Here is a 14,587-nt window from a genome sequence, read left to right as displayed (position 1 = left end):
GTGGTCTGGTCCGACCCTGACCGGGCACGACCGTCGCCGTAGGGGACGTCTCGGAGCCGCCCGGCGCGGCCGCCGTCAGAGCCCGCCGCCGGACGTGTCGGGGTTGGAGACGTCGGAGATCACGACCGGGTCGCGCTCGGCCTGGCAGCGCCGGCACACCTGGTAGCGCTGGTGCTCCTCGTTCCACCGGTCCTGCCAGCGGTGGAGACCCAGCCGGCACCGCAGCGGTCGCCCCATCCGGCGAGGCTACCCCCGCGGGTTCACACCGGCCAGGCCAGCCGCCGGGAGGCGGCGTCCCAGAACATCCACTCGTAGCGGGTCGTGACGGCGAAGTGCTCCAGGCAGCGGGCCTCCTCCGCCGCGGACACCTCGAGGGCGTCGGCGACCGCCACCACCTGGTCCACCACCGCGTCGAACTCGGGCGAGCCGTAGGTCTCGATCCAGCGGGCGTACAGCGGGTCGGGCGAGGAGCGCTCGAGCAGCGTGCGCCCCACCTCCCGGTACACCCAGTAGCAGGGCAGCACCGCGGCCACCCCCTCCGCCCAGCTGCCGGTGGCGCACACCGCGGTGAGGTAGGAGGTGTAGGCGGTGGTGGTGGGGCCGGCGCCGATCCGGTCGAGGTCGGCGGGGTCGATGCCCAGCTCGGGCAGCAGCGAGGCGTGCAGCTCGCGCTCGACGTCCACCGCGTTGGCGGCGTGCAACGCGAACATCCGCACCGGCTCCTCGGGCAGCGCCCGGGCCGACAGCAGGGACAGGCAGCGGGAGTAGGCCCGCAGGTAGTGGCTGTCCTGCACGACGAAGTAGCCGAACGACTCCCGCGGCAGGGTGCCCTCGGCCAGCCCGAGCAGGAACGGGTGCTGCAGGATGCGCTGGTAGGTCGGCTCGGCCCGCTGCCACATCCGCTGCGCGAGGGAACCGGTCCGGGTGGTCTGGGAGACGGTGTCGGTGCTCACGGCCGCCCAGTGTGCCGGGTGGCCGGTCCGGGTTCAGAGCGGGGTGAGGGTGTAGCGCAGCGACTGGTACTCCGCGATGCCCTCGGCGCCGCCCTCGCGGCCGAGGCCGGACTGCTTCACCCCGCCGAACGGGGCCGCGGCGTTGGAGAGCACCCCGAGGTTGATCCCCACCATCCCGACCTCGAGCTGGTCGACGACGCGGCGGGCCCGCACCATGTCGCCGGTGCACAGGTAGGACGTGAGCCCGAACTCGGTGTCGTTGGCCAGCGCCACCGCCTCCTCCTCGGTGTCGAAGACGGTGATGGGCAGCACCGGGCCGAACACCTCCTCCGCGCAGATCCGGGCGTCGGCCGGCACGTCGGTGAGCAGCGTGGGCTGCATGAAGTGCCCGGGCCCGTCGAGCGCCTCGCCGCCACGCACCAGGGTGGCACCGCGATCGACGGCGTCCCGCGTGAGCTCCAGGCACTTGGCCACGGCGTCGTCGTCCACCAGCGGCCCGATGGTGACGCCCTCGTCGGTGCCGCGACCCACCACGAGGGCGTCGATCTCGGCGGTCAGCCGCTCGACCAGCGCGTCCGCGATGCCGCGCTGCACCAGGAAACGGTTCGCCGCGGTGCAGGCCTGGCCGATGTTGCGGAACTTGGCCTGCATGGCGGCGGTGACCGTGGTGTCGAGGTCCGCGTCGTCGAAGACCAGGAAGGGGGCGTTGCCGCCCAGCTCCATCGACGTCCGCAGCACGGTCGGGGCGGCCTGCTCCAGCAGGATGCGGCCCACCTCGGTGGAGCCGGTGAAGCTGACCTTGCGCAGCCGCGGATCGGCCATCAGCGGCTTGGTCACCGCCGACGCCGAGGTGGTGGTGACCACGTTGACCACGCCGCGGGGCAGCCCGGCCTGCTCCAGCACCCGGACCGTGGCCAGCGTGGTGAGCGGGGTCAGGGTGGCCGGCTTGAGCACCGTGGTGCAGCCGGCCGCCAGGGCGGGGCCGAGCTTGCGGGTGGCCATGGCCAGCGGGAAGTTCCACGGCGTGATCAGCAGGCAGGGCCCGACCGGGTAGGGCCGCACCACCATGTCGGCGCCGCCCTCGGGCCGGGTGCCGTGGCGCCCCCCGATGCGGACCGCCTCCTCGCTGAACCACCGCAGGAACTCCGCGCCGTAGGTGACCTCCGCGCGGGACTCGGCCAACGGCTTGCCCATCTCGCAGGTCATCAGCCGCGCCATCTCCTCGGCGGAGTCCATGATGGCCTCGAAGGCCGCCCGCAGCAGGTCGGAGCGCTCCCGCGGCGCGGTGGCGGCCCACTCCCGCTGCGCGGCGCAGGCGGCGTCGAGGGCGGCGACGGCGTCCTCGGGACGGGCGTCGGCCACCCGGGCCAGCTCGCTGCCGTCGGCGGGGTCGGTGACGGCCACGGTCCCGCCACCGGTGGCCGGGCGCCACTCCCCGGCGATGAAGAGGTCGGTCGGCACGTCGATCGGCAGGCTGGTCATCTCGGTCCTCCTCGGGCACCGCGGTCGCAGGTGGTCTCCTCGAGTCTGGCACCCGGACGGCCGGCGGCTGACCCGGGCCGGGCCTAGCGTGGGCCTCCCGGCCTCGAGGAGGAGCAGCCATGAGCACCACGCCAGGTCCGCAGCACCCGCCGCGTCCGCAGCACCGGCCGCCCGGCGCGCCGGGGCCGGCCCCCGCCAGGCCGAGCTCGGTCCGCAACGCCGTCGCGCTGATCTGGGTCGGCGCCGGTCTCAGCCTGCTCGGCCTGGTCGCCGCGCTGGCGCAGCAGGGCCAGACGCGCGCCATGGTGGCCGAGGAGCTGGCCCGGCAGGGTCTGCAGGCCTCGCCCGAGCTCATCGACACGACGGTCACGCTGGGGCTGGTGACCGCCGTCGTCAGCGGCCTGGTGGTGACGGCGCTGTGGGCCCTCAACGCCGTGTTCTGCGGCCGGGGCGCGAACTGGTCGCGGATCCTGGCCACCGTGCTCGGCGGCCTCTACCTGGTGAGCGGGGTGCTGTCCCTGACCCAGCCCACCCCCTGGTTCAGCAAGGCGCTCGTCGTGGCCACGATGCTGGTCACCGTCGGCGCGCTCGTGCTGCTGTGGACGAGGTCCTCCAGCGAGTGGTTCCGCGCCGTCGGCGCCCGCCCGGGACCGACCCGCTACGGGCCCGCTCCCGGCCCGGCCTGACCGCCGCTGGAATAGCGGCCCCCGGCCGGCTCCTTGTGCCCACGTGAGCACACCGATGGTCTACGCCCTGCACGAGAACCCGGAGTGGTGGCCGCCCTTCGCCGACGCGTTCGCCGCGGAGGGGGTGCCGGTCACGGAGTGGCTGCTGACCGAGGGCACCCTGGACCTGACCGAGGCGCCGCCGGAGGGCATCTTCTGGTCCCGCCTCAGCGCCTCCTCCCACACCCGCGGGCACGGGCTCTCCAAGGACTACGCGCGCGCCGTGCTGTCCTGGCTGGAGTCGCACGGCCGTCGCACGGTCAACGGCCGCCGGGTGCTGGAGCTCGAGATGAGCAAGGTCGACCAGCTCACCGCGCTGCGCGCGGCCGGCATCGCGGTGCCGCGGACGGTGGCCGCGATCGGGCCCGAGCAGGTGCTGCGGGCGGCGCGGTCGGTGCCGGCGCCCTTCGTGACCAAGCACAACCAGGGCGGCAAGGGTCTGGGCGTCCACCGGTTCGACTCCGTGGAGGAGCTGGCCGAGCACCTCGCCGGCCCCGACGTCGAGCACCCGGTCGACGGCATCACCCTGGTGCAGGAGTACGTGCAGGCGGCGGAACCTCGGATCACCCGCGTCGAGATCGTCGCCGGCGAGCTGGTGTACGCCATCTCCGCCGACACCGCCCGCGGCGGGTTCCAGCTCTGCCCCGCCGACGCCTGCGCCCTCGACCCCGCGACCGGACGACCGGTGGTCCCGCCGGGGGCGACCCTCGCCCCCGACCCGGACCAGGAGCTGTTCACGCTGCGCGAGGACGTGGACCCGGCCCTGGTGCAGCAGTACCTGGCCTTCGCCGACCGGATGGGGCTGGAGGTGTGCGGCATCGAGTTCATCGAGGCCGCCGACGGCCGGGTGCTCACCTACGACGTCAACACCAACACCAACTACAACGCCTCCGTCGAGGCGGTCGCCCCCCGGTCGGGACCGCGGGCGCTGGCCCGCCACCTGGGCTCGCTGGCCGCCCGGCTCCCCTGATCGCGGGGCGGGTGCTCAGCCGGGTGGTCGCAGCACCTGCGCCGCCCGGTCCCGCACCGCCCGGGTCAGCGCGGTCGTGGTCGTCGACCCCAGCCGCCAGTGCTGCCAGTAGAGGGCGACGTCGAGGTGCCCGTCGCCGGGCCACAGCGCGACCAGCTCCCCCTCGGCGAGGGCGTCGCTGATCGTCGGCTCGGGCAGCATCCCCCAGCCGATCCCCAACCGGACCGCCCGCTCGAAGTCGGCGGAGGAGGGGACGCTGGTCACCGGCGGCACCGGTCCCTGCCAGCCCCGGGCGGCCAGCATGGCGTGCTGGGTCGAGTCGCGCCGGTCGAAGACGAGCATCGGGGCCCGGGCCAGGTCGACCTCGGAGCCGGCGCCCCACCGTCGCACCCAGCCGGGAGCCGCCACCGCGAGGTAGCGCAGCGAGCCCAGCGGCACCGTCCGGCAGCCCTGGATGGGCCGCGGGTCGGAGGTGACGGCGGCGATGACGCGTCCCTGGCGGAGCAGGTCGGCCGAGTGCCGCTCGTCGTCACGGAGCAGCTCGAGCACCACGTGCTGGCTCGCCTGGACGTCGGCCACCACGGGCAGGAACCAGGTGGCCAGGGAGTCGGCGTTCACCGCGACGGCCAGCTCCATGGGCGGCCCGTCCGGCTCGGACCCGGCGCGCAGCTCCGCGAGCGCCTCGGCCTGCAGCAGCTCGATCTGGGCGGCCAGCCGCAGCAGCACCTCGCCGCCCTCGGTGGGGCGGACCGGGCGGCTGCGCCGCACCAGCACCTGCCCGACACGGTTCTCCAGGGCCCGGAGCCGCTGGCTCACCGCCGACGGCGTCAGGTGCAGCTCGCGCGCCGCCGCCTCCAGGCTCCCCAGCCGCAGCACGGTGGCCAGCGTGGTGAGGGCGCCGGTGTCGAGGTCCACGGCGCCAACCCTAGATGAAGCAGCGCTTCAGCAACGTCAGGTTCTTTCGTTCGACTGCAGAGCAGGGCGGACCTAGCCTCGTCGCCGTGGACCTCCTCTCCGTCGTGCTGACCGGCTTCCTGAGCGGGGCGGCGCTGATCGTCGCGATCGGTGCGCAGAACGCCTTCGTGCTGCGCCAGGGCCTGCGTCGCGAGCACGTGCTGCCCGTGGTGCTGCTCTGCACCGGAGCGGACGTGGTGCTGATGAGCGCCGGCGCCGCCGGGCTCGGGGTGCTGGTCGAGGCGGCACCGTGGTTCGCGACGGCGGCCCGGGTGGCCGGCGGACTCTTCCTGCTGGGCTACGCCCTGCTCGCGCTGCGGCGGGCCGTGCGTCCCGGCGTCCTGGTGGCCCGCAGCGAGGGCGCCGGCTCCCGCCGGACCGCCCTGCTGACCGCCGCCGCCCTCACCTTCCTCAACCCCCACGTCTACCTCGACACCGTCGTGCTGCTCGGCGCGCTGGCCAACGGTCACGGGGACCGGAGGTGGTGGTTCGTGCTCGGGTCGGCGACCGCCAGCGCGGTCTGGTTCAGCGCGCTGGGCGCGGGGGCGCACCGGCTGAGCCGGTGGCTGGACCGGCCCCGGGCCTGGCGGGTGATCGACGTCGTGATCGGCGTGACCATGCTGGTGCTGGGCGTCACGCTGCTGCTCGGCTGACCCCGGCCCGGACGGCCGCCTCAGCGCCGCGGCGTCCTGGGGTCGATCTCGTGGCTGCCGATCTCGACCCGGCGGTGGAAGACGTACTTGTTGAGCAGCAGGGTGATCACGCCCAGCGCCACGCCGATCAGCATCAGCCAGCCGGCGACCTCGTAGTCGGCGGTGGAGCGGCCCGACAGCGGGCTGGCGAGGTAGGCGCACAGCAGCGCCCCCAGCACCGGGATCACCGCGGGCGTGCGGAAGTGCTGGTGCCCGACCTCGTCGCGGCGCAGCACCAGCACCGCGATGTTCACCACCGTGAACACGCACAGCAGGATCAGCGAGGTGGTGCCACCCAGGGCGGTCAGGTCGGCCAGCGAGATCAGCGCGAAGGCCAGCACGGTGGTGAACACGATGGCCACCACCGGGGTGCGCCGGCCCGGCAGCACGCGGCCCAGCCCGCGCGGCAGCACGTTCTCGCGCGCCATGCCGTAGAGCAGCCGGCTGGCCATCAGCATGTTGATCAGGGCCGAGTTCGCCACCGCGAACATGGAGATCCAGGCGAACAGCGCGATCGGGAACCCGGGGGCGCCGGCCTCCACCACCTTCAGCAGCGGGGTGGTGCCCTCACCCAGCTCCGCCGGGGAGACCAGGGCCACGGACGAGATCGCCACCAGCACGTAGATCACGCCCGTGATGACCAGGGCGAGGATCATGTACTTCGGGAAGACCCGGCTGGGGTTCTTCGTCTCCTCGGCCATGTTGACCGAGTCCTCGAAGCCGACCATGGCGAAGAAGGCCAGCGCCGTGGCCGCGGTGACCGCGCCGAAGGCGGTCTCACCCTCGGGCACGTTGAACTCGGTCAGCCGGGCCGTCTCGCCCACGCCGCGCAGCAGCGCCCAGGCGCCCACCGCGATGACGATCAGCAGACCGCTGAGCTCGATGCAGGTGAGCACCACGTTGGCCTTCACGCTCTCGCCCACACCGCGCAGGTTGATCAGCGCCACCCCCGTCATGAAGGCCAGCGCGGCGATCAGCAGCACCCACTCCCCCGGCTCGTCCACCCCGATCGCGGCGAACAGGTTGCCGGCGAAGGACTTCGCCGCGCTCGAGGCCGAGGTGAGCCCCGAGCACATCACCGCGAAGGTGACCAGGAAGGTGAGGAAGTGGATCTTGAAGGCCCGGTGCGTGTAGATCGCCGCACCGCCGGCCCGCGGGTACTTGGTGACCAGCTCCAGGTAGCTGAAGGCGGTGAGGAAGGCCACCACGAAGGCGGCCAGGAAGGGCAGCCACACCGCACCCCCCACCTCCGCGGCCACCCGGCCGGTGAGGGAGTAGATGCCCGTGCCGAGGATGTCGCCGACGATGAACAGCAGCAGCAGCCCGGGGCCGATCACCCGCCTGAGCTCGGTGGGCTCCTCCCCCGTGTGCGACGGGGTGTTCGGCTGGGCGGGCCTCGCCCCCACGTTGTCGGCCATCTCGCTCCTCCTCCGGTGTCGGACCAGTCGACCACAGCCCGCAGCCGCTGAACAGGTCCGGGGCCGGGGCGCGCCGTCGGCGCCGTCCACAGGGGCGGGGCGCCGTCCCCAGGGCCACCGCCGGCACGGGTCTGGTCGGTGGCAGCAGACATACTGCACAGCGTGAGCACCGACCAGTCCGAGGCGACGTCCACCGTGCGCGAGGAGGCCCTGGCCCGGCTGCGCGCCCTGACCTCGGCGTCGCGCCCCGGGGTCGAGGTCGACTTCCACCCGGGTCAGTTCGAGGCGGTCGAGGCGCTGGTGCAGGGGCGGCGCCGGGCACTGGTGGTCCAGCGCACCGGCTGGGGCAAGTCGGCGGTCTACTTCGTGGCCAGCATGCTGCTGCGGGCCCGAGGAGCCGGCCCGACGGTCATCGTCTCCCCGCTGCTGGCGCTGATGCGCGACCAGATCGCTGCCGCCGAACGGGCCGGGGTGCGGGCGGTGGCGATCAACTCCGCCAACCAGACCGAGTGGGAGGACGTCGAGCAGCAGCTGCGCGGGGACGCCGTCGACGTGCTGCTGATCAGCCCGGAGCGGCTGACCAACCCCCGCTTCCGCGAGTCGGTGCTGCCCACCCTGCTCGAGCGGCTGGGCCTGCTGGTGGTCGACGAGGCCCACTGCATCTCCGACTGGGGTCACGACTTCCGCCCCGACTACCGCCGGATCGCCGGGATCATCGCGCTCCTGCCGGAGGGGACGCCGGTGCTGGCGACGACGGCCACGGCCAACGAGCGGGTGATCGCCGACGTGGCCGAGCAGCTCGGCGCCCTGCCCGGGCCCGGTGGCGCTCCCCGGCCGGGGTCGGACGGGGTGTTCACCCTGCGGGGGCCGCTGACCCGCTCCTCGCTGCGGCTGGGGGTGCTGCAGCTGCAGAGCGCGCGGCAGCGGCTGGGGTGGCTGCTCACCCACCTGGAGTCGCTGCCCGGCAGCGGGATCGTCTACACCCTCACCGTCTCCGCCGCCGAGGACACCGCCCGCGTGCTGGCCGAGGCCGGCCACGCGGTCCGCGCCTACACCGGCCGGACGGACGCCGCCGAGCGCGAGCAGGCCGAGGGCGAGCTGAAGCGCAACGAGATCAAGGCGCTGGTGGCCACCACCGCGCTCGGCATGGGCTTCGACAAGCCCGACCTCGGCTTCGTGGTCCACCTCGGAGCGCCCTCGTCGCCGGTGGCCTACTACCAGCAGGTGGGCCGTGCCGGGCGGGCCACCGAGCGGGCGGACGTGCTGCTGCTGCCCGGTCCCGAGGACGCCGACATCTGGCACCACTTCGCCACCGCCACCATGCCGAGCCGCAGCAAGGCCGACGCGGTGCTGGCCGCGCTGGAGGAGGCCGGCGGGCCGCTGTCGGTGCCGGCGCTGGAGGCCCGGGTCGACCTGCGCCGCACCCCGCTGGAGCTGCTGCTGAAGGTGCTCTCGGTCGACGGGGCGGTCAGCAACGTGCGGGGCGGCTGGGTCAGCACCGGGCAGGGCTGGCACTACGACGAGGAGCGCTACCGCCGCATCGCCGAGGCGCGCCGGGCCGAGCAGCAGGCCATGCGGGAGTACCAGCAGACGGACCGCTGCCGGATGCAGTTCCTGGTCGAGCAGCTCGACGACCGCGACGCCGAGCCCTGCGGCCGCTGCGACTCCTGCCTGCGGGCCGCCGGTCAGCCGCCCTGGTACCCGACCGAGGTGCCGACGGACTGGGTGCAGCGGGCGGAGTCGGGGCTGAGCCGGGTCGGTGTGGTGATCGAGCCGCGAGCCCAGTGGCCGTCGGGGATGTCACGGCTGGGTCTGCAGCTGTCGGGCCGGATCGCTGCCGGCGAGCAGGCCGAGCCGGGACGGGCGGTGGCCCGGTTGACGGACCTGGGCTGGGGCCAGGCGCTGCGGGGACTGTTCCGCAGCGACGAGCAGGGTCGTCCGGTCGACGCGGAGGTGCCCGCATCGCTGGCGGGCGCCTGCGTGGAGGTGCTGCGGCAGTGGGGGTGGGAGCAGCGGCCGGTGGCCGTGGTCTCGGTCCCCTCGCTCTCACGACCCCGGCTGGTGGCCTCGCTGGCGCAGGGTCTGGCCACGGTGGGGCGGCTGGAGCAGCTGGGGTCCCTGGACCTCGTCGGGGAGCCGGTCAGCGGGCGGGGCGGCAACAGCGCCTACCGGGCGGCGGAGGTGCTGCGCCGCTTCGCCGTCGGCGAGGAGCTGGCCGGACGGCTCCAGCAGCTGGCCGGCCCGGTGCTGCTGGTGGACGACCTCTGCGACTCACGCTGGACGCTGACCGCCGCCGCCCGGCTGCTGCGCCAGCACGGGGCTCCCGCGGTGCTCCCCTTCACCCTCGCCCAGGCGGGCTGAGCGCCGGCCGGCGGCGTGGCCGTCCGGCGTCGGCTCGGGGGCGGTCCTGATCCGCGGCGCGGCCGGCCCTGACGCGACCCCCAGCCGGCGCCGGCGAGGACCCGAGGGGCGCTTCACTGGGAGCACCACGAACCCACACGGAGGGACCCATGACCACCAGCTACCCGCCCGCGACGGTGCGCGCCGACGAGCGCACCCCGGCGGTCCTCGCCCACCTCTCGGCCATCATCGCCATGGTGGTGAGCGCGGGCTGGCTCAGCTTCGTCGGCCCGCTGCTGGTCTGGCTGGTGTACCGCCACCGCAGCGACTTCGTCCGGCGCTCCGCCGCCGGCGCCTTCAACTTCAACCTGTGGGCGTGGCTGCTGTCGGTGCTGGGCTGGATCTGCGCCATCACGGTGATCGCGTTCCCGGTCGCCGTGGTGCTGTGGGTGGTGGCGGCGGTGATGACGGTGGTGTGCCACGTCCTCGGCGCGGTCCGGGCGAGCAACGGCGTGCTCTACACCTACCCCAAGCAGGTGCGGATCCTGCACTGACCCCGGTCGGCGGCGCGCGCCCGGCCGCTCGGGGCAGCGCGCACGTCGCCGCTCAGGGCTGCTCGGTGGACTCGGCCTGCTCGCCGGCGATGTTGACCATCCAGACGATGCCGAACCGGTCGACGCACTGGCCGAACTCGTCGCCCCACATCTGCATCTCCAGCGGCACCTGGATCTCGCCGTCGGCCGACAGCGCCGTCCAGTAGCCGCGCAGCGTCTCGGCATCGTCACCGCTGAGGCTGAGGGCCACGTTCGTGCCCGGCTGGTGCTCCATCCCCGGCGGGGTGTCGGCGGCCATCAGCACGAGGGTGTCCCCGGCCTCCAGCTGGGCGTGCATGACGCCGTCGGCGCCGGGCGCGTCGGGTTCGCCGAACTCGCCGAAGGTGCTGACGCTGAGCTCGCCGCCGAACACCCCCTGGTAGAACTCCATCGCCGCCCGGGCGTCGCCGGCGAAGCTGAGGTACGGGTTGAGTCGGACGGCCATGGTGCGCTCCCGGCGGTTCTGAGGGTCTGGCCCCGGCGTTTTCGAGGGTCCTGCTCGAACGCTAGCGGGGGCGGGTGGGGCCCACCAGGGTTTTCACCGCGTCCGGCTGGTGTAGTCCACGTCGCCGGTGTCGCGGCTCAGCAGCAGCGCCACCAGCGTGATCAGCGCGGTCGCGGTGAGGTAGGCGCCCACCCAGAAGACGCTGCCGTCGGCCGCCGCCCACAGCGCGACGAAGATGGTCGGGGCCACCGCCGCACCCAGGATGCTGGCCACGTTGTAGCTGATCGCGCTGCCGGTGTAGCGCACGCTGGTGGCGAACAGCTCCGGCAGCACGGCGCCCATCGGGCCGAAGGTCAGACCCATCAGCGACAGCCCGACCACCAGCCCGGCCATCACGCCGACGGTGCCGGCGTCGAAGAGGGTCGAGAACACCAGGCCGAAGACGGCGATGGCCGCGGTGACCCCGATCAGCAGCCGCCGGCGGCCGAGCCGCTCCGCCAGCGGGCCGGCGACCAGGGTGAAGACGCCGAAGAACACCACGCCGATGATGAGCATGGTGAGGAAGTCGGTCCGGCTGTAGCCCAGACCGGGCAGGAAGCCGGCGGGGTCGAAGGGACGTCCCGCCGCCTCCGCCGCCGCGCGGGCGGCGTCGACCGTGGCCGGCGTGGTGCCGTAGGTCATGGTGAAGGTGGTCATCATGTAGAAGAGCACGTAGGTGGCCAGCATGATGAAGGTCCCCAGCAGCATCGGCCGCCAGGCGGTGCGGAAGGCGCGGACGAGCGGAACCTGGGCCACCTCCCCGGCGTCGAGGACCTTCTGGAAGGCGGGGCTCTCGATCAGCTTGAACCGCACGTAGAGCCCGATCGCCACCAGCACGATGCTGATCAGGAACGGCACCCGCCAGCCCCACTGCTGGAACTGCGCGGGGCTCAGCGCGAGGCTGAGCACCACGAAGACCCCGTTGGCGAGGATGAAGCCGATGGGCGCACCGAGCTGGGGGAAGGTGCCGTAGACGGCCCGTCGGCCGGCGGGGGCGTTCTCGGTGGCCAGCAGCGCCGCCCCCGACCACTCCCCGCCCAGACCCAGGCCCTGGCAGAAGCGCATCACCACCAGCAGCGCCGGGGCCCAGAACTCCCAGCCGGGGGTGTGGGCGGTGGGCAGGCAGCCGATCAGGAAGGTGGCGATGCCCATCAGCAGCAGCGAGCCGACCAGCGTCCCCTTGCGCCCGATGCGGTCCCCGAAGTGGCCGAACAGGATGGAGCCGACCGGACGGGCCACGAACGCCACCCCGAACACGGCGAGGGAGGCGAGCAGCCGGGAGGTCTCGTCGGCGCCGGTGAAGAAGAGCGAGGGGAAGACCAGGACGGCCGCGGTGGCGTAGGCGTAGAAGTCGAAGAACTCGATCGAGGTGCCGATCAGGCTGGCCACGATCACCCGGCCCCGCGGGTTCGTGGGGCCGACGGTCTCGCTCGTCGGTGTGGTGTGCTCGGTGGCCATCGGTTCTCCTGCCTGCGCCCCGCGGTGGGACGTGCCGACCCAGGCTGCCACCTCCGGACACCGCCGGGCCCCACGTGGACACCGCCGGGCGCAGCACCGGCGGCATGCGAAGACCCCCGCCCGGATCGCTCCGGACGGGGGTCTTCGGGCTGCCGAACAGGCACCCCGTGGGGTGCGCGAGAGAGGATTTGAACCTCCACGTCCCTAAGGACACTGGCACCTGAAGCCAGCGCGTCTGCCGTTCCGCCACTCGCGCTCGATCCACAGCCCTGCGTGAACCGGCCGTGGAACTCTAGCACGGCTCGGGCCGGGAAGACGATTCGGGCCTCGTCCTCCCACGGTCGGACCGGCTGGCCCGCTACCGTCGCACCGGGGTCCGAACCCGGGCGCACGCCTGCGCTCGGGTCGCCGCACGACGCGGCCCCCGCATAGGATCAGGGCTGGTCCGGCGTGCGAGAGGAGGGTCATGGGCGTTTTCGACCGGTTCGAGAAGCGGATCGAGGGAGCGGTCAACGGCGTCTTCGCGCGCGCCTTCAAGGGTGACGTCCAGCCGGTGGAGATCGCCGCGCGGCTGCAGCGCGAGCTCGACTCCGAGGCCAAGCTGATGTCGCGCGACCGCCGGCTGGTGCCCAACGAGTTCATCATCGGGCTCAGCGAGCACGACTACGAGCGGCTGACCCCCTACGGCAAGACCCTCACCGGTGAGCTGATCCCCGAGCTGCGCCGCCACGCCCAGGAGCAGGGCTACGTCTTCAACGGGCCCATCATGATCCACTACGAGCTGGACGACTCCCTGCCCACCGGCCGCTTCACCGTGGCCTCGGAGGCCGTCGCCGGGGTGGACGCCGACCGGCCCGCCACCACCACCCAGATCAACCGCGCGCAGCTGGTCCTCGAGGTCAACGGCATGCGCCACCCGCTGGTGCCGCCCGGCCTGGTGATCGGGCGCGGCACCGAGGCCGACCTGCGGATCAGCGACCCCGGCATCTCGCGGCGCCACGCCAAGATCGACGTGCGCGGCAGCGGGGCGGACCTGTTCATCGAGATCAACGACCTCGGCAGCACGAACGGCATCGTGGTGAACGGCCAGCGGGTGCGCTCCGCGCGGCTGGACGCGGGCTCACGGATCGAGATCGGGTCGACCCGGATGCTCGTGCACGCCCCTGCGGGGAGCTGAGCGTGTCCGAACTCGTCGTCACCTTGCTCAAGGTGCTCTTCCTGGCGCTGCTGTGGGTCTTCATCCTCTCCGCCGCCTCCGTCATCCGCACCGACCTCTTCGGCCGCACCGTGCAGGCCAGCGAGCTCCCCCAGCAGCTGGAGCAGCCGCACCGGCCCCGCGGGCGGCGCCGGGCCAAGCAGACCCCCAGGGCGGTGGAGGTCACCAACGGCAACAAGCAGGGCCTGCGGGCCGACCTGTTCTCCGGACCGGTGCTGATCGGGCGCAGCTCCGACTGCGCCATCCTGCTCGACGACGACTACGTCTCGACCCGTCACGCCCGCATCGACGCCGACAGCTCCGGCGGGTACTACGTCGAGGACCTCGGCTCCACCAACGGCACCTACGTCAACGGCCAGCGGATCACCGCCCCCACCACCATCACCCTGGTCGACAGCGTGAGGATCGGTCGCACGGTGCTGAAGCTGGTGAGCTGATGAGCCTGCAGCTGCGCTACGTAGCCCACTCCGAGGTCGGTCTGGTCCGCAAGAACAACCAGGACTCCGGCTACGCCAGCCCGACCCTGCTGGTGGTGGCCGACGGGATGGGCGGCGCCGCCGCCGGCGACCTGGCCTCCGCGGTCGCGATCGCCGAGGTCAAGGCCGCCGACGCCGAGCTGCGGCAGGCCGCCGAGGCCGCCCGGGAGGGCACCGACGAACCGCCCCGCGACCCGGAGCCGCCCGTCGCCGGGCCAGACGGGACTGGCACGGACGGGACTGGCACGGGCGGGACTGGCACGGGCGGGGCCGAGGGCGAGCCCGAGCCGGTCGACCCCAACGAGGTGCCGCTGGCGGTCGACGAGATGCTCGGTTCGCTGGCCGGGATCGTGGCCCGCGCCAACGACCGGATCGCCGACCTGGTGGCCGCCGACCACTCCCTGGAGGGGATGGGCACCACCCTCGACGCCGGCATGTTCGACGGCGAGCACCTGGCGCTGGCCCACATCGGCGACTCGCGGGTGTACCTGCTGCGCGACGGCGTGCTGCAGCGCCTCACCCACGACCACTCGTGGGTGCAGAGCCTGGTCGACGACGGCCGGATCAGCCCCGAGGAGGCGGCCTACCACCCGCACCGCTCGCTGCTGCTCAAGGTGCTCAACGGCCAGCCCGCCAACGACCCCGACCTGAGCACCCACCGGCTGCGCGCCGGCGACCGGCTGCTGTTCTGCTCCGACGGCCTCTGCGGTCTGGTCGACGACGCGGTGATGGAGCCGCTGCTCGCCGTCCCCGACCCCGAGGAGGCGCTGCGGCTGCTGCTGGCCGAGGCCCACGCCGAGGGCGGCATCGACAACATCACCATCCT

Annotated in this window: 14 protein-coding genes, 1 tRNA gene and 1 pseudogene; 8 read left to right on the top strand and 8 right to left on the bottom strand. The window is 73.4% G+C overall.

The window, feature by feature from the left end; genetic code table 11:
• Nucleotides 1-75: 75 nt before the first annotated feature.
• From GC722_RS01955 to GC722_RS01945, 3 genes are read right to left on the bottom strand one after another with little or no spacing between them, the layout of a single operon-like run.
• Nucleotides 76-237: a hypothetical protein gene (locus GC722_RS01955; protein ID WP_156607443.1), complete on the bottom strand. Its 162-nt coding sequence runs from the start codon at nt 235-237 to the stop codon at nt 76-78.
• Nucleotides 238-260: 23 nt separating this feature from the next.
• Nucleotides 261-953, bottom strand: coding sequence for a thiaminase II (gene tenA / locus GC722_RS01950; protein ID WP_331714299.1), 693 nt, complete (start codon nt 951-953; stop codon nt 261-263).
• Between the two features lie 33 nt (nt 954-986).
• Nucleotides 987-2,435 carry an NAD-dependent succinate-semialdehyde dehydrogenase gene (locus GC722_RS01945; RefSeq protein WP_156607441.1) on the bottom strand — a complete coding sequence of 483 codons (1,449 nt, stop codon included), beginning with the start codon at nt 2,433-2,435 and terminating at the stop codon, nt 987-989.
• Between the two features lie 119 nt (nt 2,436-2,554).
• Here GC722_RS01945 and GC722_RS01940 point away from each other — a divergent pair, with 119 nt between their 5' ends.
• A complete protein-coding gene (locus GC722_RS01940) occupies nt 2,555-3,121 on the top strand; it encodes a hypothetical protein (RefSeq protein WP_156607439.1) in 567 nt (188 codons plus the stop codon).
• Between the two features lie 43 nt (nt 3,122-3,164).
• Nucleotides 3,165-4,130 carry an ATP-grasp domain-containing protein gene (locus GC722_RS01935; protein WP_197429693.1) on the top strand — a complete coding sequence of 322 codons (966 nt, stop codon included), beginning with the start codon at nt 3,165-3,167 and terminating at the stop codon, nt 4,128-4,130.
• A gap of 15 nt (nt 4,131-4,145) precedes the next feature.
• On the opposite strand, the gene GC722_RS01930 is transcribed toward GC722_RS01935, so the two are convergent.
• Complete coding sequence (locus GC722_RS01930) at nt 4,146-5,045, bottom strand: LysR family transcriptional regulator ArgP (protein ID WP_331714298.1); 900 nt, start codon at nt 5,043-5,045, stop codon at nt 4,146-4,148.
• A gap of 86 nt (nt 5,046-5,131) precedes the next feature.
• Between GC722_RS01930 and GC722_RS01925 the strand changes: the two genes are divergently transcribed.
• The gene (locus GC722_RS01925) at nt 5,132-5,737 is read left to right on the top strand and encodes a LysE/ArgO family amino acid transporter (protein WP_331714297.1); all 606 of its coding nucleotides are present in this window, start codon (nt 5,132-5,134) and stop codon (nt 5,735-5,737) included.
• 20 nt (nt 5,738-5,757) lie between these two features.
• On the opposite strand, the gene GC722_RS01920 is transcribed toward GC722_RS01925, so the two are convergent.
• A complete protein-coding gene (locus GC722_RS01920) occupies nt 5,758-7,194 on the bottom strand; it encodes an APC family permease (RefSeq protein WP_156607435.1) in 1,437 nt (478 codons plus the stop codon).
• A gap of 153 nt (nt 7,195-7,347) precedes the next feature.
• Here GC722_RS01920 and GC722_RS01915 point away from each other — a divergent pair, with 153 nt between their 5' ends.
• Both GC722_RS01915 and GC722_RS01910 read left to right on the top strand, forming a co-directional pair.
• Nucleotides 7,348-9,555 (top strand): RecQ family ATP-dependent DNA helicase, encoded by a 2,208-nt coding sequence (locus GC722_RS01915; protein WP_156607687.1) that lies wholly within the window; start codon nt 7,348-7,350, stop codon nt 9,553-9,555.
• Between the two features lie 149 nt (nt 9,556-9,704).
• Complete coding sequence (locus tag GC722_RS01910; protein ID WP_156607433.1) at nt 9,705-10,088, top strand: DUF4870 domain-containing protein; 384 nt, start codon at nt 9,705-9,707, stop codon at nt 10,086-10,088.
• 52 nt (nt 10,089-10,140) lie between these two features.
• On the opposite strand, the gene GC722_RS01905 is transcribed toward GC722_RS01910, so the two are convergent.
• The 3 genes from GC722_RS01905 to GC722_RS01895 form a co-directional block, all read right to left on the bottom strand.
• Nucleotides 10,141-10,572, bottom strand: a complete 432-nt coding sequence (locus GC722_RS01905) for a VOC family protein (protein WP_156607431.1) — start codon at nt 10,570-10,572, stop codon at nt 10,141-10,143.
• A 93-nt stretch (nt 10,573-10,665) separates the two neighbouring features.
• The gene (locus tag GC722_RS01900; protein ID WP_156607429.1) at nt 10,666-12,069 is read right to left on the bottom strand and encodes an MFS transporter; all 1,404 of its coding nucleotides are present in this window, start codon (nt 12,067-12,069) and stop codon (nt 10,666-10,668) included.
• A 173-nt stretch (nt 12,070-12,242) separates the two neighbouring features.
• A tRNA-Leu gene (locus GC722_RS01895) sits at nt 12,243-12,325 on the bottom strand.
• 210 nt (nt 12,326-12,535) lie between these two features.
• Between GC722_RS01895 and GC722_RS01890 the strand changes: the two genes are divergently transcribed.
• The 3 genes and pseudogenes from GC722_RS01890 to GC722_RS19100 form a co-directional block, all read left to right on the top strand.
• A complete protein-coding gene (locus GC722_RS01890) occupies nt 12,536-13,246 on the top strand; it encodes an FhaA domain-containing protein (RefSeq protein ID WP_156607427.1) in 711 nt (236 codons plus the stop codon).
• 2 nt (nt 13,247-13,248) lie between these two features.
• Complete coding sequence (locus GC722_RS01885) at nt 13,249-13,722, top strand: FHA domain-containing protein FhaB/FipA (protein ID WP_331714296.1); 474 nt, start codon at nt 13,249-13,251, stop codon at nt 13,720-13,722.
• A pseudogene (locus GC722_RS19100) lies at nt 13,722-14,486 on the top strand (PP2C family protein-serine/threonine phosphatase); the annotation flags it as partial. The gene GC722_RS01885 and the pseudogene GC722_RS19100, both read left to right, overlap by 1 nt.
• Between the last annotated feature and the right edge of the window lie 101 nt (nt 14,487-14,587).

This window comes from Auraticoccus cholistanensis, assembly GCF_009742705.1.
GTDB classification, from domain to species: Bacteria; Actinomycetota; Actinomycetes; order Propionibacteriales; family Propionibacteriaceae; genus Auraticoccus; species Auraticoccus cholistanensis.
This window is presented reverse-complemented; position numbering and strand designations above follow the sequence as displayed.